This is a genomic window from Halomonas sp. YLGW01, assembly GCF_014840935.1.
GTDB lineage: Bacteria > Pseudomonadota > Gammaproteobacteria > Pseudomonadales > Halomonadaceae > Onishia.
This window is the reverse complement of the sequence record NZ_CP062005.1, coordinates 391360-409098: the sequence shown is the minus strand read 5'-3', so window position 1 is coordinate 409098 and position 17739 is coordinate 391360. Positions and strand designations below refer to the sequence as shown.

22 protein-coding genes are annotated in these 17739 nt (G+C 66.9%); 11 read left to right on the top strand and 11 right to left on the bottom strand.

The window, feature by feature from the left end; translation table 11 throughout:
• Nucleotides 1–30 precede the first annotated feature (30 nt).
• From dacB to IEJ03_RS01995, 3 genes are all read right to left on the bottom strand, one after another.
• Nucleotides 31–1476, bottom strand: coding sequence for a D-alanyl-D-alanine carboxypeptidase/D-alanyl-D-alanine-endopeptidase (dacB, locus tag IEJ03_RS02005; RefSeq protein ID WP_242458022.1), 1446 nt, complete (start codon nucleotides 1474–1476; stop codon nucleotides 31–33).
• 102 nt (nucleotides 1477–1578) lie between these two features.
• Nucleotides 1579–1908, bottom strand: coding sequence for an SMR family transporter (locus tag IEJ03_RS02000; protein WP_192036060.1), 330 nt, complete (start codon nucleotides 1906–1908; stop codon nucleotides 1579–1581).
• On the bottom strand, nucleotides 1905–2324 hold the full coding sequence (locus tag IEJ03_RS01995) for a PACE efflux transporter (protein WP_192036059.1): 420 nt from the start codon (nucleotides 2322–2324) through the stop codon (nucleotides 1905–1907). Before IEJ03_RS01995 ends, IEJ03_RS02000 begins: the two co-directional genes overlap by 4 nt.
• 187 nt (nucleotides 2325–2511) lie before the next feature.
• Between IEJ03_RS01995 and IEJ03_RS01990 the strand changes: the two genes are divergently transcribed.
• Nucleotides 2512–3405, top strand: coding sequence for a LysR family transcriptional regulator (locus IEJ03_RS01990; protein WP_192036058.1), 894 nt, complete (start codon nucleotides 2512–2514; stop codon nucleotides 3403–3405).
• Between the two features lie 25 nt (nucleotides 3406–3430).
• Here IEJ03_RS01990 and IEJ03_RS01985 read toward each other — a convergent pair whose 3' ends face one another.
• Nucleotides 3431–4120 (bottom strand): methyltransferase domain-containing protein, encoded by a 690-nt coding sequence (locus IEJ03_RS01985; protein ID WP_192036057.1) that lies wholly within the window; start codon nucleotides 4118–4120, stop codon nucleotides 3431–3433.
• Between the two features lie 242 nt (nucleotides 4121–4362).
• On the opposite strand from IEJ03_RS01985, the gene IEJ03_RS01980 reads away from it, so the two are divergent.
• From IEJ03_RS01980 to IEJ03_RS01970, 3 genes are all read left to right on the top strand, one after another.
• Nucleotides 4363–6273 carry a beta-ketoacyl synthase gene (locus IEJ03_RS01980; RefSeq protein ID WP_192037139.1) on the top strand — a complete coding sequence of 637 codons (1911 nt, stop codon included), beginning with the start codon at nucleotides 4363–4365 and terminating at the stop codon, nucleotides 6271–6273.
• Between the two features lie 7 nt (nucleotides 6274–6280).
• The gene (gene coaD / locus IEJ03_RS01975; protein ID WP_192036056.1) at nucleotides 6281–6760 is read left to right on the top strand and encodes a pantetheine-phosphate adenylyltransferase; all 480 of its coding nucleotides are present in this window, start codon (nucleotides 6281–6283) and stop codon (nucleotides 6758–6760) included.
• A 66-nt stretch (nucleotides 6761–6826) separates the two neighbouring features.
• On the top strand, nucleotides 6827–7075 hold the full coding sequence (locus tag IEJ03_RS01970) for a YfhL family 4Fe-4S dicluster ferredoxin (protein WP_192036055.1): 249 nt from the start codon (nucleotides 6827–6829) through the stop codon (nucleotides 7073–7075).
• 87 nt (nucleotides 7076–7162) lie between these two features.
• Here the strand turns inward: IEJ03_RS01970 and IEJ03_RS01965 are convergent, their stop codons facing one another.
• Nucleotides 7163–7495, bottom strand: a complete 333-nt coding sequence (locus IEJ03_RS01965; protein WP_242458021.1) for a hypothetical protein — start codon at nucleotides 7493–7495, stop codon at nucleotides 7163–7165.
• A gap of 174 nt (nucleotides 7496–7669) precedes the next feature.
• On the opposite strand from IEJ03_RS01965, the gene IEJ03_RS01960 reads away from it, so the two are divergent.
• The 4 genes from IEJ03_RS01960 (at nucleotide 7670) to IEJ03_RS01945 (ending at nucleotide 11808) form a co-directional block, all read left to right on the top strand.
• Nucleotides 7670–8284, top strand: coding sequence for a porin family protein (locus IEJ03_RS01960; RefSeq protein WP_192036054.1), 615 nt, complete (start codon nucleotides 7670–7672; stop codon nucleotides 8282–8284).
• A 116-nt stretch (nucleotides 8285–8400) separates the two neighbouring features.
• A complete protein-coding gene (locus IEJ03_RS01955; RefSeq protein ID WP_192036053.1) occupies nucleotides 8401–9735 on the top strand; it encodes an MATE family efflux transporter in 1335 nt (444 codons plus the stop codon).
• A gap of 136 nt (nucleotides 9736–9871) precedes the next feature.
• Nucleotides 9872–11182 (top strand): short-chain fatty acid transporter, encoded by a 1311-nt coding sequence (locus IEJ03_RS01950; RefSeq protein ID WP_192036052.1) that lies wholly within the window; start codon nucleotides 9872–9874, stop codon nucleotides 11180–11182.
• Between the two features lie 134 nt (nucleotides 11183–11316).
• Entirely contained in the window at nucleotides 11317–11808 is a 492-nt protein-coding gene (locus IEJ03_RS01945) for an acyl-CoA thioesterase (RefSeq protein WP_242458093.1), read from the top strand.
• A gap of 91 nt (nucleotides 11809–11899) precedes the next feature.
• Here the strand turns inward: IEJ03_RS01945 and IEJ03_RS01940 are convergent, their stop codons facing one another.
• Together IEJ03_RS01940 and IEJ03_RS01935 are read right to left on the bottom strand one after the other, a co-directional pair.
• A complete protein-coding gene (locus tag IEJ03_RS01940) occupies nucleotides 11900–12031 on the bottom strand; it encodes an entericidin A/B family lipoprotein (RefSeq protein WP_347400987.1) in 132 nt (43 codons plus the stop codon).
• A 91-nt stretch (nucleotides 12032–12122) separates the two neighbouring features.
• Nucleotides 12123–12881, bottom strand: a complete 759-nt coding sequence (locus tag IEJ03_RS01935; RefSeq protein WP_192036049.1) for a sulfite exporter TauE/SafE family protein — start codon at nucleotides 12879–12881, stop codon at nucleotides 12123–12125.
• 190 nt (nucleotides 12882–13071) lie between these two features.
• On the opposite strand from IEJ03_RS01935, the gene IEJ03_RS01930 reads away from it, so the two are divergent.
• Nucleotides 13072–13494, top strand: coding sequence for an HIT family protein (locus tag IEJ03_RS01930; protein ID WP_192036048.1), 423 nt, complete (start codon nucleotides 13072–13074; stop codon nucleotides 13492–13494).
• A 6-nt stretch (nucleotides 13495–13500) separates the two neighbouring features.
• Here the strand turns inward: IEJ03_RS01930 and IEJ03_RS01925 are convergent, their stop codons facing one another.
• From IEJ03_RS01925 to IEJ03_RS01910, 4 genes are all read right to left on the bottom strand, one after another.
• Nucleotides 13501–14544: a sodium:proton antiporter gene (locus IEJ03_RS01925; protein ID WP_192036047.1), complete on the bottom strand. Its 1044-nt coding sequence runs from the start codon at nucleotides 14542–14544 to the stop codon at nucleotides 13501–13503.
• Nucleotides 14532–15197, bottom strand: coding sequence for a DUF1007 family protein (locus IEJ03_RS01920; protein WP_242458020.1), 666 nt, complete (start codon nucleotides 15195–15197; stop codon nucleotides 14532–14534). The genes IEJ03_RS01925 and IEJ03_RS01920 overlap by 13 nt, the downstream gene beginning before the upstream one ends.
• A 97-nt stretch (nucleotides 15198–15294) precedes the next feature.
• Complete coding sequence (locus IEJ03_RS01915) at nucleotides 15295–15702, bottom strand: hypothetical protein (RefSeq protein ID WP_242458019.1); 408 nt, start codon at nucleotides 15700–15702, stop codon at nucleotides 15295–15297.
• Nucleotides 15699–16208 (bottom strand): hypothetical protein, encoded by a 510-nt coding sequence (locus tag IEJ03_RS01910; RefSeq protein WP_192036045.1) that lies wholly within the window; start codon nucleotides 16206–16208, stop codon nucleotides 15699–15701. The genes IEJ03_RS01915 and IEJ03_RS01910 overlap by 4 nt, the downstream gene beginning before the upstream one ends.
• A gap of 379 nt (nucleotides 16209–16587) precedes the next feature.
• Between IEJ03_RS01910 and IEJ03_RS01905 the strand changes: the two genes are divergently transcribed.
• Complete coding sequence (locus IEJ03_RS01905) at nucleotides 16588–17061, top strand: Dps family protein (RefSeq protein WP_192036044.1); 474 nt, start codon at nucleotides 16588–16590, stop codon at nucleotides 17059–17061.
• Nucleotides 17062–17304: 243 nt separating this feature from the next.
• Nucleotides 17305–17673 carry a hypothetical protein gene (locus IEJ03_RS01900; RefSeq protein WP_192036043.1) on the top strand — a complete coding sequence of 123 codons (369 nt, stop codon included), beginning with the start codon at nucleotides 17305–17307 and terminating at the stop codon, nucleotides 17671–17673.
• Nucleotides 17674–17739: the final 66 nt, after the last annotated feature.

Here is a 17739-nt window from a genome sequence, read left to right as displayed (position 1 = left end):
AGCCCCTGACCCGAAGGGCGAGAAACGGCCTCAGTGACTCAGGATCATCGTCTCGAGATCATCGGCCAACGGCTCGAGCACCTGACGCCAGGCCAGATAGGGCGTGCTGGCGGTGCCGTTGACCAATGCCGCGAACACGCCCCAGCGCCCGCTGCGGGTGCGGAAGTAGCCACCGGCGGCCCGCACCGCGAAGGGCTGGTTGAGGGTGCCGGTCTTGAGCATCACGCCTTCCTGGAAGGTGTCGCTGCCGCGACGCAGGAAGCGCATGGTGCCGTTGGTGGGAGACTGCAGGCCGGCGATGAAACTCGGGAACAGCGCCGGACGTCGATACATGCGCTCGAGTAGCACCGTGACCCCGCGGGCGGTGGTGCGATTACCGGTGGTCAGGCCGCTGCCGCTCTCGAGGGTCAAGGGGCCGTGGCCGGGAATCGCCAGGGCGAAGGCCTCCACGGCATCGCCGGCCTGGGGCAGGGTCGCCCGGGGACTGCCGACCAGATCGAGGGCCAGCACATCGGCCATGAAGTTGTTCGAGTAGTTGAGGGTGCGCTGCAGAAGTTCCTGCAGCGGCTTGCCCTGCACCGCGGCGAGCTCGGTGGTCGTCGCCGGCGGCCGCGTGCTGACCACGCGCGTGCCGCCGGTCACGGCGATGCCGGCCTGGTCGAGCAGTGATGCCAGCGTGTCGGCCGTCTGTTCGGCGGGGTCGGAGCTGGCGCGATAGACATAGCGCGGCCCGTCGCCCAGGGCGATGGAGCCCTCGAGCACCAGGCGATCGCCCTCTCCGTCGGTGAGGCGCTCGGCCTCCAGGCGGGTGCGACCATCGGCGCCGGCGGTGTCCACCCGGTTGTCGACACGGGTTAGCGGCGCGCCGCTCGCGCAGCTGGCAATGCGTGCGGAGTCGCCGAGCGCCGCCCCGGGACGGACTGCCAGGCACCAGCTGCCGTAATCGACCCCCGCCGCGGAGAGCAGCGCGCTGTAGGCATTGGTGCCCCGCCGGCGGGCCTCGCAGCGATCGGTGGTGATGCACTGCACCGGGCCATAGCGCCATTGATTGATCTCGAGCGCGCCCTCCACCCGGGTCACGCCCTGCTGGCGCAGCTGCTGCACCAGCCGCCACAGATCCTCCGCGACCAGGGCCGGGTCACCGCCCCCCTCGAAGATCAGATCCCCCGTCACCACGCCCTCGGTGGAGAGCGCACCCGCCGTCAGCAGGCGGGTGGTGAAGCGGTGCTGGGGCCCCCAGCGATCCAGCGCCGCGGCGGCCAGATAGAGCTTGGAGACCGAGGCCGGCGACAGCTCGCGGTCGGGGGCGATCTCACCAAGCACCTCGCCGCTGTCCAGCAGCCGGGCCTCGGCACCGATCAGAAAGCCCTGCTCCTCGAGGCTAGCCAGCCGCTCGAAGCCCGAGGCCTGAGCCAGCGACACCCCGCCGACACAGCACACCAGTATCACCAGCAATGAACGCAACAGACGGGGCATGGGCAGGTCCGGTGGAGGCATCGACGGCCTCATGAGTTGAGGAAGGAGGCGACCGCGGGCCTCATGAAGGCAGGAGGCGGCCTGGAGACTCGGGGCGGCTCATCAGTGAGACGCCACGCTGGAAAATACCTGAATCACCACCACGCCGCCAACGATCATGCCAAGCCCGATCACCGCCGGCAGGTCGGGCCGCTCGCCATAGACCACCATGCCGATCAGGGTCACCAGGGTGATGCCGAGTCCGGCCCAGAAGGCGTAGGCGATCCCCACCGGCAGGGTACGAAGCGCCAAGGAAAGCAGATAGAACGCGAGCCCGTAGCAGACCACCACCAGCACGCTGGGCCAGAGCCGGGTGAACTCCTCGGAGGCCTTGAGGGCGCTGGTCGCGACGACCTCGGCCAGGATGGCGAGCGCCAGAAATACATAGGTCATGAGCTACCTCCCCGCGCCAGTCGACGGCGCATCACACGATCGAAGAGCGTATTGAAGATCAGGCCATAGGCCAGGAAAAAGAGCACGAAACCGATATCCAGCCAAAGGGCCTCGAGGAGCCCGATCTCGAGCCACCAGGCCACCCCGGGCAGGGTCAGCACCACCAGACCGGCCTCGAACCCAAGTGCCTGAGCGAGACGCTCAAGGAAACTGCGCCGCCGGCTCGGCACCCAGTGATCGAAGAGTCGGTTCCAGACCAGGTTCCAGCCCATGGCGACGGTCGCCAGGGCAACCCCCAGAGCACCCAGCTTGCCCATGCCATGGCCGCTGATCAGGTTGGCCAGCGGCGTGACCAGCAAGAGGCCACCGGCCTCGAACAGGGCGCTTTGGGCGAGCCGTTCCCTTACCGAGCGCATGCAGGCCTCCTCGCCGTTGCTTACTGGGACAACACGTCAGGAGCAGGAGACCCACCCCGACAACTGGCGACAGTCTACCCGCGAGAGAGATGGCATCCAGTTAGATTCCATCTGATATTCTGATAGGTCGAGGGAGTAAACGACGGCCAACGGCTCTGCCGTCATCGGAGCATCACGGGAGACCCACATGCGCTGGACCCTGGATCAGCTGGAGTGCCTGATCGCCGCCGCCGAGCAGGGCTCGTTCTCCGCCGCAGCACGCAGGTTGGGGCGGGCCCAGTCGGCGATCAGCACCGCCATCGGCCACCTGGAGGACGATCTGGGCTGCACGCTCTTCGACCGCCAGGGGCGGCTGCCGCAGCTGACGGCCGCCGGCGAGGCGCTGCTGCACGAGGCGCGCGCGGTGCTGCATCAGTGCCAACGGCTGGACGCCCGCGCCCGCGCCATCGCCGAGGGCGAGGAGGCGCGCCTGGTCATGGCCATCGACGAGGCGCTGGTGGAGATGCCCCCGGTGGACGCCACCCTGGAGGCCCTGGCGCATCGCTACCCGGCCTTGCAGCTGACGCTGCTCTATGGTGCCCAGGGCGATATCGCCGGCTGGGTCGAGGACCGCACCGCCGATATCGGCATCCTGCTGAGCCAGCAGGCGCGAGGCCCGCTTCTGGAGGGCCAGCGCATCGCTCACCTCGAGCAGCTGCTGGTGGTGGCCCGGGATCATCCCCTGGCGCGCCTGCCGGCGCCCGACCTCACCGACCTGGCCGGCCATCGCCAGCTGGTGATCGCCTCGCGCAGCGGCGGCGCCGGCGGGCAGGCCACCAGCGCCCGCTTCTGGCGGCTGAACAGCTTCTACTCGATGGCGGAGCTCGCCACCCGAGGTCTCGGTTGGGCCCTGGTGCCACAGCATATCGCCAGCTACCCGCCCTTTCGCGATCACCTGACGCCCCTGACCGGCGAGGCGCTGGGGGTGGCCCCGCGCATCGAGGTGGAGATGATCGCCCACCGCGACAGCGCTCAGGGGCCGGTGGCGCGCTGGCTGCGCCAGTCACTGGGCAAGGGCTTTCGCGGCCGCGAGGAGCGCTGAGCGCCGGCGGCGCCGCGGGGCCTGCTCAGTCGTGGCCCGGCATCAGCGCCGGTGCCGGCGGCAGGTCGAGCGTCAGCCGCCACAGCGACTGACCGCTGTCGTGGTACTTGCGCTCGAAGGGGGTCAGGAAGTCGCCCTCGGGCCGATAGGCCTCGACGCCCGCGGGCACCTCGGTCGCCTGCTCGATGGCCAGGGCGAATTCCTCGACGTAGAGGCGCCAGTTGGAGCGCAGCTCGAGGCGGCCGCCCAGCGCCAGGATGGCCGGAAAGACCGGATGGCCATGCCAGCGCATCTTGAGATGGGCGGCCTTGGGATAAGGGTTCGGGTAGAGCAGATAGTGGCGCACCGGCTGCCAGCCCGCCGCCAGCGCCAGGCGCCAGAAGTCCACCAGGTCGGCGCGCACCAGCAGGGCGTTGTCCGGCAGCTCGCCGTGATCCCGGGACAGGCGGTCGGCGCTGCGATCGACCCCGATCACCACATGATCGGGAAACCGCTCGGCCAGCCGGCGGGTAGAGATGCCGACGCCACAGCCGGCATCGAGGATCAGCGGCCCGGGCCGCGCCGCGCGCCAGGCCTCGGCCTTCGCGAAGGCGGCGCGGGTGTGCGCGGCGATGGGTTTCTGGAGCGGATGCGCGAGGGCACGCGCCACGCGACGGGCAAGATCCTGATGGGGACCAGGCTGGTTGGTGACGATGGCTCGGGAATTGGCTTGCATGGACGTCCGGCGGCCGGGTGAAGAGGAAGAGGCGCCATTCTAGCAGGGCCGGTCGGCCAGGCGCAGATTCCAACAGCTCTTTATGACAATAGCGTGAATAGCGCCACCGGCACCCGCCAGCTCGCATGACGGGGCAGCGGCCGCGGTGATATTATCCGAGGGAAATGAAGGAAACATGAGCGCCCAGGCGCCACCAGCACAATGAGGTAAGCGGCTTGTCACAGTTACCGGTGATCGTCGGCATGGGAGGCGTGAATGCTGCCGGCAGAACCTCGGGCCATCAGGCGTTTCGACGCACGGTCCTCTCGGCCCTCGATGCGGATGTCCAGGCCAGCACCCTGATCGGTCTGGCGGCGATGATGCGTCTGGTCCACACCGATGGCGACGCGCCCTGGCAGAATGCCAGCGGGGCCTACTTGGACGCCGATGCCATCGTCGAGTGCTACCGGCAGCAGGTGCTCGACCACACCCTGATCCGGCGCATCGAGGACCCGACCTTCGGCGCCGATGGCATCCCGGCCAATCGCCAGGCTTCGCTTTCCATCGAGGCGCCGCTCACCTTCCAGGTGCGCCGCCGCCAGCTGCCCGAGCAGCTGCCCGAGACCTGGCAGGTCCGCGAGCTCGACCGCCGTCACGTCGAGGTCACGGTGCCGCCAGGCCAGTTCGATGTCCTGCTGCCCGAGCGCCGCAGCGCCCAGGTGCGCGCCGCCGGCCAACTGCCCAGCGGCTTCGCGCCGAGCAGCCTGTACCGCAGCGTGCACCATCCCCGCGGGCTGTCGATGGCGATCTTCGGCGCCTCGGACTGCCTCGGTCAGAGCGGGCTCGACTGGGAAACCCTGCGCGACCGCCTCGACCCGGACGACATCGCCGTCTATGCCGGCAACTCCATCGGCCAGCTCGACGATGCCGGCTGGGGCGGCCTCTTGAAGAGCTATGCCTCGGGCAATCGCGCCACCTCCAAGCAGATGCCGCTGGGCTATGGCCAGATGCCCGCCGACTTCCTCAACGCCTATGTGCTGGGCAGCGTCGGCGCCACCGGCGCCATCCAGGGCGCCTGCGCGACCTTCCTCTACAACCTGCGCCAGGGCGTCGAGGAGATCTCGAGCGGTCGCCGTCGCGTGGTGATGGTCGGCACCTCGGATGCCCCGATCACCCCGGAGATCATCGAAGGCTTCCGGGCCATGGGCGCGCTCGCCGACGACGACAGCCTCAAGGCGCTGGACGCCCTGAGCCTGCTCACCGATGCCGACTACCAGCGGGCCTGCCGGCCCTTCGCCCGCAACTGCGGTTTCACCATCGCCGAGGCCAGCCAGTTCGTGCTGCTGATGGACGACAGCCTGGCGCTGGAGGTCGGCGCCCAGGTGCTCGGCAGCGTGCCGGGCGTCTTCACCAACGCCGACGGCTGGAAGCGTTCGATCTCCGCCCCCGGCATCGGCAACTACATCACCCTGGGCAAGGCGGTCAGCCTGGCGCGAGAAATACTCGGCGAAGACGCCCTGCGCACGCGCACCTTCCTGCATGCCCACGGCACCAGCACGCCGAAGAATCGCGCCACCGAGTCCCACGTCTTCGACCAGGTGGCCGCCGCCAACGGCATCACCTCCTGGCCGGTGGTCGCAGTCAAGGCCTTCGTCGGCCACTCCCAGGGCAGCGCCGCCGGCGACCAGATGGCCAGCGCCCTGGGCAGCTTCGCCCACGGCTGGCTGCCGGGCATCCCGACGCTGGACGCCGTCGCCGACGACGTTCACGCCGAGCGCCTGCGACTGTTCGCCGAGCCACTGGCCTTCGAGGCGGATGCCGCCTTCATCAATGCCAAGGGCTTCGGCGGCAACAATGCCACCGGCCTGGTGCTGTCGCCGACCGTGACCGAGCGGCTGCTGGTCAAGCGCCACGGCCAGGCCGCGGTGGATGCCTGGAAGGCACGCCGCGAAGTCGCCCTCGAGGCCTCGCAGGCCTACGTGGCTCGCGCCGACCAGGGGCATTTCCAGGCGCTCTATCGCTTCGGCCAGGGGGTGCTGGAAGGCCCCGAGCTCTCGGTCGAGGCCGGACAGATCGGCATCCCCGGCTATGCCCAGCCGGTCTCGCTTTCCGTCGACAATCCCTTTGGTTCTCTGAAGGACGACTCGCTCGACGACTCCTCGAACGACAAGTAGGCGCACCATGAACATCGTGGTCTATCCCGGCACCTTCGACCCCATCACCAACGGGCACTTCGACCTGATCGAACGCGGCGCCAAGATGTTCGACAAGGTGATCATCGCCATCGCCGCTAGCCCCGCCAAGCAGCCGGCGCTGGACCTCGACACCCGGGTCGCGCTGACCCGGGAGGTGGTGGCGGGGCTACCTAACGTGGAAGTCACCGGCTTCTCCGGGCTGCTCACCGAGTTCCTGGCCGAGCAGCAGGCGAACATCATCCTGCGCGGGCTGCGCGCCGTCTCGGACTTCGAGTACGAGCTGCAGCTGGCCAACATGAACCGCGCCATGGCACCGGACGTGGAGAGCGTCTTCCTCACCCCGGCGCTGGAGAACTCCTACATTTCCTCGACGATCGTGCGCGAGATCGCCAAGCTCGGCGGCGATGTCTCGAAACTGGTGCACCCCAAGGTCGTCGAAGCCCTGCAAGCCCGTTACAATGGCTGAGTGTTTTACTCGGATTTCCGTCGACCCAGGCGCCAGCCTGAGTCGCCCCTTTCCCGGAGTCACCCTATGTCCCTGATGATCACCGACGAGTGCATCAACTGCGACGTCTGCGAACCCGAATGCCCCAACGGCGCCATCTCGCCGGGGGAAGAGATCTACGTCATCGACCCGGCCCTGTGCACCGAGTGCGTCGGCCACTTCGACGAGCCCCAGTGCCAGCAGGTCTGCCCCGTCGATTGCATCCCGCTGGACCCGGAGCGCGAGGAGACCCAGGAGCAGCTGATGGACAAGTACCACGCCATCACCGCAGCCTGAGCGGCATGCCCTTCACTGGCGCCGGGCCCGCCCCCGGTCGCCCGCCCTCCTCCCGACGCCCAGCGGGGCGTTGGCGTATTCGGGACGCTAGAATTCGTCGCGGCGCTGGCTGACGCTGCAGCCCAGGCACCGCCGGAAGGCCGCCTCGGCGGGCGTCAGGATCAGCGTCTCGGCCGATTCGCCGACGTTGCCACCCAGCGCCGAAAACGGCAGTGAGACAATAAACACCGCCGTGCCGCCCACCGTGGCCGCGGCCAGCAGCGGCCGAGCCACCAGCGCATCCACTACCATCGCCGCCCCGCTAGGCCCTTCCTTTAAGCCAGGCTCTGCCGCCTTGGCCATCTCGCTCGCCATCCCGGCACTCAACGAAATCGCCAATGCCATCATCACGCCTGCTACCCCCGAACTCATCTTGATCATTGCGCCTGCTCCGCCTCAGTAACCCCACAACCCAAGAAGTGACCACACTTTGCCGTGGTACGACGCCCACTCCTCGCCTATGTTTTGTTTTGTAACTAGGTATTACAAAATAACACATTAAAGGGTAGCGCAGATGGACCGCCTGCCCATCTCATGTTTGCCAAGGAGTGCTTCATGAAACGATCGGTTGTCATCACCGCCCTGCTCACCCTCACCGTGTTTGCCAGCAACAGTGCTTTGGCCCAGGGCTATCAGAACGATCCGCATGCTCGCCCATACTTTGGGTTCGGCATCGGTCAAGCCGACGTCGATAGCGATACTCTCGATGAAATAGACGACGGTACATTCGACATCGATGAAAGCGACACCGCCTACAAACTGTTTATTGGCTATCGCTTCACCCCCAACTTCGCCGTGGAAGCCAGCCATCTGGACTTCGGTGAATCGACTGCCAATGCTAAAAATAACGGCCCCAACATCGAACTCGGCATCGATGGCTTAGCGGTCGCGCTGGTCGGACGCCTGCCGCTCCAGGGGGGATTCAGCCTTCACGGAAAGCTGGGCATGATTGCCTGGGAGGCTAGTTACAACAATCACTTCGAAATTAACAATGCGCAATACCGGTTTTATGTTGAAGAAGATGGCACCGACCCCTTCTATGGCGTCGGTGCCGAATACGTCATCGATCGAGTCATGATCCGAGGCGAAGTTGAACGCTACGACCTCAGCTACGGTGGCGAGGATTACACCATCGATCTGGCCTCGATCAGCTTGGGGTATCACTTCTGATAGCGTTTTCCACTAGCCGACACAGCCCCGCGCCGCGGGGCTGTTTGGTTTCCGGGCTGTGTCACAGGAGAGCCTGAGGTATCCTGCCGGGCCATTGGTTCGATCGAGGAAACGGCTTGTCCCACCCACGCTCCACCACGCCGCGCATCTGGCCGCTGGCCTGGCCGATCATCCTCTCCAACATCACCGTGCCGCTGCTGGGGCTGGTGGATACCGCGGTGGTCGGCCACCTGCCGGACTCCCGCTACCTGGCGGCGGTGACCCTGGGGGCGACCCTGTTCGGCTTCCTCTACTGGGGCTTCGGCTTCCTGCGCATGGGCACCACCGGCCTGACCTCCCAGGCGGTGGGCCGAGAGGACGACACCGAGGTGCGCACCCTGCTCGGCCAGTCGCTGATGATGGCGGCGGCGATCGGCGCGGGGCTGATCCTGGCCTCTGGCCCGCTGATCGAGCTTGGCCTCAAACTGCTCGACGGCAGCGCCCAAGCCACCGAGCTCGCCCGCGAGTACGCCGGCATCCGCATCCTCTCGGCGCCCGCGGTATTGGCTAACTATGCGATCCTCGGCTGGTTCCTCGGCCAGCAGAATTCCCGGGTCACCCTGATCCTGATGGTGCTGACCAACAGCGTGAATATCGTGCTCGACCTATGGTTCGTGGTGGGCCTCGGCATGACCAGCGATGGCGTGGCCTGGGCCACGGTGATCGCCGACTACACGGCGCTGGCCGCCGGCCTGTGGCTGGTGCGCCGCCAGCTCGGCGCCCTGGGCGGGCAGCTCGATCGTGCGCGGCTGATCGCCCTCAGCGCCTATCACGCACTGTTCGCCGTCAATGCTCAGCTGTTCCTGCGCACTCTGGGCCTATTGTTCGCCATGGCCTTCTTCACCGCCCAGGGCGCCAGTCAGGGCGATACGGTACTGGCGGCCAATGCGGTGCTGTTGCAGTTCATCATGCTCGTCTCCTACGGCCTGGATGGCTTCGCCCATGCCGCCGAAGCGCTGACCGGGCGCGCCGTGGGCCGGGCTCGCTGGGACGAGTTCGCCGCGGCGGTGCGGAGTGCCGGGCGCTGCTCGCTGGCCATCGCCGCCGCCGCCATGCTGGCCTTCGCGCTGGGCGGCGAGGCGCTGATCGCCCTGCTCACCGATCTGCCCGAGGTACGGACCACGGCGGCCACCTACCTGCCGTGGATGGTGCTGATGCCGCTGCTGGCGGTTTGGAGCTACCTGCTCGACGGCGTCTTCATCGGCGCCACCGCCACCCGCGAGATGCGCAACAGCATCTTCGCGGGCCTCGCCGTCTACCTGCCGCTATGGTGGCTCGCTCAGCCGCTGGGCAACCACGGACTGTGGCTCGCCTTCAGCGGTTTCACCCTGGTGCGCTCGGCGACACTCGGCGGCTACTACCTATATTACCGGCGGCACCGCTGGGTGGCCTCGCCCGACCAAGGTCGGTAGGCCCTAATACAGAGAATCCGTTACCTTGTCGGGTCGAGACAATGTGTTCCTGACAACCACAGTTCGCTCCTGACAGCTTCGTTTCTAATAACTTCGCTTCTGACAACTTCGTTTCTGACAACAAAGGCAACGGATCATGCTCAAGATGCTTTCCCGACCGGCAGTCAAGCTGGTAGAACGCTACCTGCCGGACCCCTACATTTTCGTGCTGCTGCTGACGCTGGTCGCCGCCGTGGCGGCCATCGCGGTCGAGCGCCAGACCCCGCTGGACGTGCTGCGTTTCTGGGGCGATGGCTTCTGGAACCTGCTGACCTTCTCGATGCAGATGCTGCTGGTACTGATCAGCGGCTTCATGCTGGCCAACACGCCGCCGGTCAAGCGGCTGCTGGCGGGGCTTGCCGGCAAGGCCAAGAACGCCGGCAGCGCCATCGTGCTGGTCACCCTGGTATCGCTCCTGGCCAGCTGGATCAACTGGGGCTTCGGCCTGGTGATCGGGGCGCTGTTCGCCAAGGAACTGGCGCGCCAGATCCGCGTCGACTACCGGCTGCTGGTCGCCAGCGCCTATTCGGGCTTCGTGATCTGGCACGCGGGGCTCGCCGGCTCGATCCCGCTGACCATCGCCACCGAGGGCCACTTCACCGTCGAGCAGATCGGGATCGTCTCGACCTCGGAGACCATCTTCTCCTGGTTCAACCTGGCGATCGTCGCCATGCTGCTGGTCAGCGTACCCCTGGTCAATCGCCTGATGCTGCCAAGCGAAGACGAGAGTATTTACGTCGACCCGGCGCTGCTGGAGGATGAGCAGGAGACCCGCGTGCGCATCACCCGCCCGGCCGAACGGCTCGAGAACAGCCGTGCCCTGGCCTGGCTGGTGGGCATCCCCGGCCTCCTGTTCCTGCTCGATCACTTCGTGCTGCGCGGCGGCGGGCTCAACCTGAACGTGATCAACTTCCTGTTCCTGTTCCTGGCCATCGTGCTGCATCGCACCCCACGCCGGCTGCTGGCCAGCCTTCAGGAAGCCATCCAGGGCGGCGCCGGCATCGTCATCCAGTTCCCCTTTTATGCGGGCATCATGGCGATCATGGTGCAATCGGGCCTGGCTCAGACCCTATCGGAGCTCTTCGTCTCCTTCGCCAGTGCCGAAACGCTGCCCTTCTGGTCCTTCATCAGCGCCGGCGTGGTCAACCTCTTCGTGCCCTCCGGCGGCGGCCAGTGGGCGGTGCAGGCACCGGTGATGCTGCCGGCGGCGGCGGCGCTGGGTGCCGATATCCCGCGCATCGCCATGGCGGTGGCCTGGGGGGATGCCTGGACCAACCTGCTGCAGCCCTTCTGGGCCCTGCCGGTACTGGCCATCGCCGGGCTCAAGGCCAAGGACATCATGGGCTACTGCCTGATCCAGCTGGTCATCACCGGCATCATCATCGCGCTGGGCCTCACCTTCCTCTAGCCCGGGCGAGCCCCGCTACCGTCGACGCGACGTCCCGGGCTATGATGGGGGGCATGATGAACGCATCCTCTGCCTCCCATCCCCTGGAGCCCGCCGTGAGCCACGACGACCTGCCCCGCCAGCACGAACTCTCGATGACCGTGCTGATGACTCCCGACATGGCCAACTTCAGCGGCAAGGTGCACGGCGGCGCCATCCTCAAGAAACTCGACGAGGTCGCCTACGCCTGCGCCAGCCGCTATGCCGGTCACTATGTGGTGACCCTCTCGGTCGACCAGGTGCGCTTCAAGCAGCCGATTCACGTCGGCGAGCTGGTGACCTTCCTGGCCTCGGTGAACCACGTCGGCCGCTCCTCGATGGAGGTCGGCATCAAGGTGGTCGCCGAGGACATCCAGAACAAGGTGATCCGCCACACCAACAGCTGCTACCTGACCATGGTCGCCATCGATGCCGACGGCAAGCCCGCCGAGGTACCGCCGCTGGCACTGGAGACACCGCTGCAGCAGCTGCGCTTCGAGAAGGCCGCGCTGCGCAAGAAGCTGCGCAAGCAGGCCGAGGCGGAAGAGCGCCAGACCCAGGTTGCCTACGAGGCCGAGCGACACGCCGCCGAGACCGGCTCACGCTGAGCCGCGGGCTGACGGTAAAGCGTCCCCCAACGACAGCGGGCAGGCCATGGGCCTGCCCGCTGTCGCTTTCCTCTCCTGGATCACGGCAAGACTAGCCCCCGGCGGCCTCCTCGATCGCCTCGCCGCCCTGCTGGATATCCTCGCCGGCACCGCGAATGGTGTTGCACCCGGTCAGCAGGGAAAGGGTCATCAGACTCACGAACATCAGAGATATCAGGCGCATCATCATCGGCTCCTTGTCGAAGGGGGACTGACTATCGAAGCTTACGTTTCTACATTAGCACCCTTTGCCTTGAGCGGCGCAAGCACACCGCTCACCCCATCAGCAGCCGCAGCATGATCGCCACGATCACCCCGAGGGTCAGCCAGCGCACCCACAGCGCCCCCCGGGGCCCCATGTTGACCCGCACCGCCAGCCAGGCACCGCTCATGCTGCCCACCGCCAGTAGCAGACCATAGCTCCAGCGTACCTGGTCATGCCACAGGAAGAGCCCCAGCGCCGGCAGAGTGTAAATCAGCACGATGAAGACCTTGATGACATTGACCTGTGCCAGGTCGATCCTCAACAGCCGATAGAGCACCACGATGAACAGCACCCCCACGCCGACCTGGATGAAGCCGCCATAGACACCGATCGCGAACATCGCCAGGTACACCGGAGGCGTCAGGCGCTCGGCGGTCAGCGGTCGCGTCTCGAGCCGCGGCTGGGGCAACAGCATCATCACGGCGCTGGCCGCCATCACCGTCACCAGCACCGCCTCGAAGATCGCATCGCTGACCCGCAGCGCCAACCAGACTCCCAGCAGCGAGCCCACCACCGCCGGCACCGCCAGACGCAGGCTGAGCCCCACCTGGCTGGCGCCGACGCGCCAGAAATTGCCCACCGCCGATACGCTCTGGAAGACCACCGAGACCCGATTGGTGCCGTTGGCCACCTGGGGGGGCAGGCCCAGAAACATTAGCAGCGGCAGGGTCAGCATCGAGCCGCCCGCGGAAAGCACATTGATGAAGCCGGCCAGGCCGCCGATGGCGATCAGGACCAGGGCATCCAACAGGCTTGGCAATGCCGTCATGTCACGCTCCGTTGTGACCCTCGCGCTGGCACAGGCAAGGCATAGAGAAGGCGAAGGGAAGGCGCCGTAAAGGTGAGAGGCCGATGATGCCACGCTTTGCGCGCCGAGCGTATCGCCCTCGGCGCTTCCCCCGCCCACGGCGTCGACAGCTGTTAGGATGTCGCTCATCCCTTTCGACGACGAGAGAGCCATGAGCGATTTTTCCCTGCACCCCCGCCTTGCCGCGGATACCTTCCATGTCGCCGACCTGCCCCTGTGCCAGGTACGCCTGATGAACGACGCCCGCTATGCCTGGCTGGTGCTGGTGCCGCGGCGCGACGAGATCCGCGAGGTCTATGAGCTGCCGGAAGAGGATCAGGCCCGGCTATGGAAGGAAGCGACGGCGCTTGGAAAGGCGCTGATGGCGGCCAAGTCTGGCGACAAGCTGAACCTGGCGACGCTTGGCAACATGGTGCCCCAGCTGCACCTGCACGTGATCGTGCGCCACCAGGGCGATGATGCCTGGCCGGGACCGGTGTGGGGCCACGGCAGCGCCGTTCCCTATGACGCCGAACAGGAAGCGGCGATGCGGGCATGCCTGCGTGATTGCCTCGAGGCAAGCGGCCTGGCCTGAGGCGCCTCAGCCGCCGAAGGGCGAGGCGGCGTTTTTCGGTGCAGGCCGATCGAGCAGCGGCCCGCCGCCCGGATCGCCGCCCGCGCCGAGCGTCAGGGACAAGCCGAGCGCCGTGATCGCCAGCCCTCCGGCAAGCGAGGCCCAGGCCAGCGCCTGCCTCGGCCGCCGCCCCGCCTGGCGTGACTGGCGCGTCAGGCGACGCTCGGCCCAGCCGCGGGCCATGACGCTGGCAAGGGCCAGCGCCGACACCGCCAGGGCCGTGCCCGCCGCCATCACCATCACCGCCACCACGCCGACCCAGAACTGCCCCAGCAGCGAGGCAGCTCCCAGCAGCAGCACGCCACCGCTGCAGGGACGAATGCCGATCGCCACCACCGTGCCCAGCGCCGTGCGCCAATCGCCGACCCGCTCCGGCGCCAGATGATGCTCGTGCCCGCAGCCACAGCCATCGCCATGGGGCGGATCGTCGTGAGCAGCGTGCGACGCATGCAGTGCCTGACGGCCCGAGGTGCTCTGCGCCTTGTCATCTCGTCGGCGCAGCCGCCGCAGGGCGCTCAGGCACAACCACAGGCCCAACCCCGTGACCATCAGGAAGCTCAGCCGCTCGACCCAGACCACCGAGCCCATCGCCTGACGCGTCAGCCAGCCAAGACCGTGCACCAGCACCGCCACCAGCAGGATGGCCACCAGTCCCTGCAGCAGCGAGGCCGCCGCGGACAGCGAAAGCGCCCGTCGCCAGGCCCCGCCCTGGGACAGCAGATAGGTGCTGAGCACCGCCTTGCCATGGCCGGGGCCGGCGGCATGAAAGACACCATAGCCGAAGCTGATGCCTAACAGGGCGGTCCAGGTGGCCGGCGACGGCGCGCCGGAGAGCGCCGTGATGGCGAGCGTCAGCTGCCGATGCAGGTCCCGCTGCCAGGCCACGATCTCGTATAGCAGCGCCTGGACGCCGCCCTGCCAGGCCCAGAGGACCACCGCCACGAGCAGCGCCAGTCCTGCTACGCCCATCGCCAGCCGCTTCCTCGTGCCCGCTGCCGTTAGCTCTGACATGTCACCTCCCCGGTCTCGGCGAAGAAGCGTCCCAGGCCCGGCTCGGCGGTCTCGTCGATATCCAGCTGGGCGGCCTCGGCGACCCGGGCGGGATCCGGATCGGCCGAAATAATGCGGGCGGCGCAGTCATCGGCGGCGCCACGCAGGGTCAGAGCATCCATCCGCGGCCCTTCGTCGTCGGCCTCGTGAACCACTTCGATGTAATAGCTCGGATCGAAGATGCGGTAACGCAGCGGCATGTCGCCAGGGGCCAGCGGGGTCGCCAGCGGCAGCAGGAAGCTGAACACCAGGCGGTCGTCCCGACGCCTGACGCTGTAGTTCTCGACGTCCCCCAAGGCGAGGGGTTGCCCACCGTGGCTGAGCTCGGTGAAGTACTGCTGGGCGGCCAGGTTGTCGCGTATCTCCAGTCCCAGCCGGTCGAGGCGCTGCTCCATGCTGGTTTCAGAGGCGTCGGCGGCGAGTTCTTCCATCACCACCAGGCTATAGAAGGGATCCATGCGCCAACGCTGCTCCAGCGCCGTGACGCGGCCTTGCTGATCGAAATGGACCACGACGCCGAGGTCGATCCAGCCATGAGGGTGAGCCCTGGCCTCGGGGGCCGTGCCGAGCAGCAGCACCGTCAGCGCCAGGGCAAGGAGGGGTGTCTTGATCACGATCGGGTCTCCACAAAATCGTGAGGCAAGGATCAAGCAACACAAGGCATCAGGCAAGGCACAAGCTCCATCGGCCAATGTGCCCGGCCCACGTGACTCAGGGGGCATCGACGGCGCGATGGGCGCGCTCAGGAGAGGCCGGCAGGCGTGCCTGCAACTCGACCAGCAGCGCATAGAGACTCTCGGGCACCAGGGGCCGGTGGTCGCGGTAGCCGCTGAGGGACAGCCGGGTCGTCCCGTCTCCGACGGCCAGCGCCTCCAGGCGCAGCCGATAGCCCGGCCAGGTCGCCAGCACCGCCTCCAGGCGCCCCAGGTCCAGATCGGCATGGCGAATCACGAAGCCGCGCCCGATCAGCACCTGAAGCCCCTCCGCCATCACCCGTTCGGGGGCAGCGGCCACCACCAGCACCCGCGGTTCCGGTCCGCCGGGATGGGCGGCACAGCCGGCGAGCGCCAAGGCAACGAAGCCCCAGGCGGCCAGCCGCCCCCGCCAACGACGCATCATGAGGTAGGCGCCTCGGGAAGGCGCGCGAGGGCCTCCCGCAGCGCGCGACAGAATGCCTCGCTGGGGACCACACGGCCACTGCGCAGGCGCCCGTCGGCCTCGACGACTTGAAGGTCCCGGGAGACCCGAACCCACTTATCGCGGGCGACCACCGAGATCCGCTCGATCTGCGTAGGATCAACGCCGAAGCTGCGGTTCAGGTTGATCGCCATGCCGGCGCGGTGGTGCCCTGCCCCCAGGCCGAAGGCCCCCGACAGCCCGAAGGGCATGGGCTCGTGCCAGGGCGCCCCGTAGCCGGCCAGCACGCGGCTGCGCTGGGCGGTGACCAGCCCGAGCCTGGCCTCGGTCTCGACGATCACGAAGTCATCCGCCTCCAGGGCGGCCATCACCCGCCGCAGGTAGCCAAGCGAGCCGGCCTCGGGCGCCGTCCACTGACAGCCCTCCACGGGCGCCACCGTCGGCTCGGGCAGGTACGCCGGGGCGCTCGTGCAGCCGGCCAGCAGCATGCACGCCAGGCATGCCCACCTCCACCCGCCGGCCAATGGTCCCTGTTGTTCCCTGCATGGTGACTTCATCGCATCCTCACGCCCTCACGCCCTGCCTTTCAGTGTATGTCGACATGGCGGGCCTGGGCATAGCCTTCGCCACTGACGGAAGGCGACCACGGACGAGAGTGCGCGAGGATATATGAGCAGGACCTTGAAAAGCGCTGCGATCGGCGGCATGTCATAGAGCAGTCCCATTTATAGAGCGGTTCTGTTCATAGCGCGGTTCCATTCATAGATCAGTTCTATGGTGATGATGGCGAGATTTCCTTATCGCCGGGCACCGCAAGACCCTATAGTGGCTTCAATCGAACTCACCCAAGATCAAGGAGGTATCCCCATGACCGATACCAATGCCATCGGATTGCACGAGAGCAGCGCCAGCCAGCTTGCCGAGCGCCTCAACACATTGCTGGCCAACTATCAGATTTTCTACATGAACGTGCGCGGCTATCACTGGAACGTGAAGGGCAATCAATTCTTCGAGCTGCATACCAAGTTCGAGGAGTACTACACCGACCTGCTGCTCAAGGTCGACGAGGTCGCCGAGCGCATCCTGACTCTGGGCCACACGCCGGTGCATGCCTACAGCGACTACGTGAAACTCTCGGAAATCACCGAGGACAAGAACGTCCACGATGGCCAGGCCTGTGTGCGCGGCATCCTTGAGGGCTACCAGACAATGATCGGCCTGCAGCGCGAGATCCTGTCGCTGGCCTCCGACGCCGACGATGAAGGCACCGCCGCCCAGGTGGGTGACTACATCCGCGAGCAGGAAAAGACCGTTTGGATGCTCAACGCCTACCTGGGCTGATGCTCGCCGGTACTTCCCAGCCTGGCTCGTTACCGCGCCGCCCTTCCGGGCGGCGCTTTTGTTTCCCGCGCGAGGCGTCGCGCCGGGGAGCAGGGAGGGAAGATAATGTGGAACAAGCGAGGAAGTCGATACACATTAGAAAACACTGTTCGACTACTATAGGGGCGCCGATATACTGAGGATCAGGGAACCCTGCAGGTAACTTAAGGGGAGCACAGTTTCCCCCACCCAGGAGTCGAGCTCATGCGTCATCCTCTCTTACTGACACTGACCCTCATCCTTACCCTGGGCCTTGCTGCCCCCGCCATGGCCGAGCGCGGGCACCGCGGTCATCAGGACGGCAATCACCAGGGCTATGACCACCGTGGGCACAGCGGACATGGTCATCAACACCGTCAGGGCAAGCGGCACTACGCCCGTCGTCACCATGGCCAGCGCCACCACGGCAATCGCAACCACGACAATCGCAACTACTATGCGCGTCGTCACCACGACCATACCCGCGTGATCGAACGACGGGTGATCGTCCGCGAGGGACGGCACCACCACTCAGGCGGTGTGCCGCTGGTCACCGTCGACGGCTACCCGCTGGTGACCCTGGGTGGTCACTGAGCCTTCGCCTGCACGCCCTCAACTCCCGACACGACACCTCCACTGCTAGCACGACGCCCACCACGA

Coding starts and splice junctions, on each gene's coding strand:
- dacB (WP_242458022.1), bottom strand. CDS start 1,476: ATGCCCCGTCTGTTGCGTTCATTGCTGGTGATACTGGTGTGCTGTGTC.
- IEJ03_RS02000 (WP_192036060.1), bottom strand. CDS start 1,908: ATGACCTATGTATTTCTGGCGCTCGCCATCCTGGCCGAGGTCGTCGCG.
- IEJ03_RS01995 (WP_192036059.1), bottom strand. CDS start 2,324: ATGCGCTCGGTAAGGGAACGGCTCGCCCAAAGCGCCCTGTTCGAGGCC.
- IEJ03_RS01990 (WP_192036058.1), top strand. CDS start 2,512: ATGCGCTGGACCCTGGATCAGCTGGAGTGCCTGATCGCCGCCGCCGAG.
- IEJ03_RS01985 (WP_192036057.1), bottom strand. CDS start 4,120: ATGCAAGCCAATTCCCGAGCCATCGTCACCAACCAGCCTGGTCCCCAT.
- IEJ03_RS01980 (WP_192037139.1), top strand. CDS start 4,363: ATGGGAGGCGTGAATGCTGCCGGCAGAACCTCGGGCCATCAGGCGTTT.
- coaD (WP_192036056.1), top strand. CDS start 6,281: ATGAACATCGTGGTCTATCCCGGCACCTTCGACCCCATCACCAACGGG.
- IEJ03_RS01970 (WP_192036055.1), top strand. CDS start 6,827: ATGTCCCTGATGATCACCGACGAGTGCATCAACTGCGACGTCTGCGAA.
- IEJ03_RS01965 (WP_242458021.1), bottom strand. CDS start 7,495: ATGATCAAGATGAGTTCGGGGGTAGCAGGCGTGATGATGGCATTGGCG.
- IEJ03_RS01960 (WP_192036054.1), top strand. CDS start 7,670: ATGAAACGATCGGTTGTCATCACCGCCCTGCTCACCCTCACCGTGTTT.
- IEJ03_RS01950 (WP_192036052.1), top strand. CDS start 9,872: ATGCTCAAGATGCTTTCCCGACCGGCAGTCAAGCTGGTAGAACGCTAC.
- IEJ03_RS01945 (WP_242458093.1), top strand. CDS start 11,317: ATGACCGTGCTGATGACTCCCGACATGGCCAACTTCAGCGGCAAGGTG.
- IEJ03_RS01940 (WP_347400987.1), bottom strand. CDS start 12,031: ATGCGCCTGATATCTCTGATGTTCGTGAGTCTGATGACCCTTTCCCTG.
- IEJ03_RS01935 (WP_192036049.1), bottom strand. CDS start 12,881: ATGACGGCATTGCCAAGCCTGTTGGATGCCCTGGTCCTGATCGCCATC.
- IEJ03_RS01930 (WP_192036048.1), top strand. CDS start 13,072: ATGAGCGATTTTTCCCTGCACCCCCGCCTTGCCGCGGATACCTTCCAT.
- IEJ03_RS01925 (WP_192036047.1), bottom strand. CDS start 14,544: ATGTCAGAGCTAACGGCAGCGGGCACGAGGAAGCGGCTGGCGATGGGC.
- IEJ03_RS01915 (WP_242458019.1), bottom strand. CDS start 15,702: ATGATGCGTCGTTGGCGGGGGCGGCTGGCCGCCTGGGGCTTCGTTGCC.
- IEJ03_RS01910 (WP_192036045.1), bottom strand. CDS start 16,208: ATGCTGCTGGCCGGCTGCACGAGCGCCCCGGCGTACCTGCCCGAGCCG.
- IEJ03_RS01905 (WP_192036044.1), top strand. CDS start 16,588: ATGACCGATACCAATGCCATCGGATTGCACGAGAGCAGCGCCAGCCAG.
- IEJ03_RS01900 (WP_192036043.1), top strand. CDS start 17,305: ATGCGTCATCCTCTCTTACTGACACTGACCCTCATCCTTACCCTGGGC.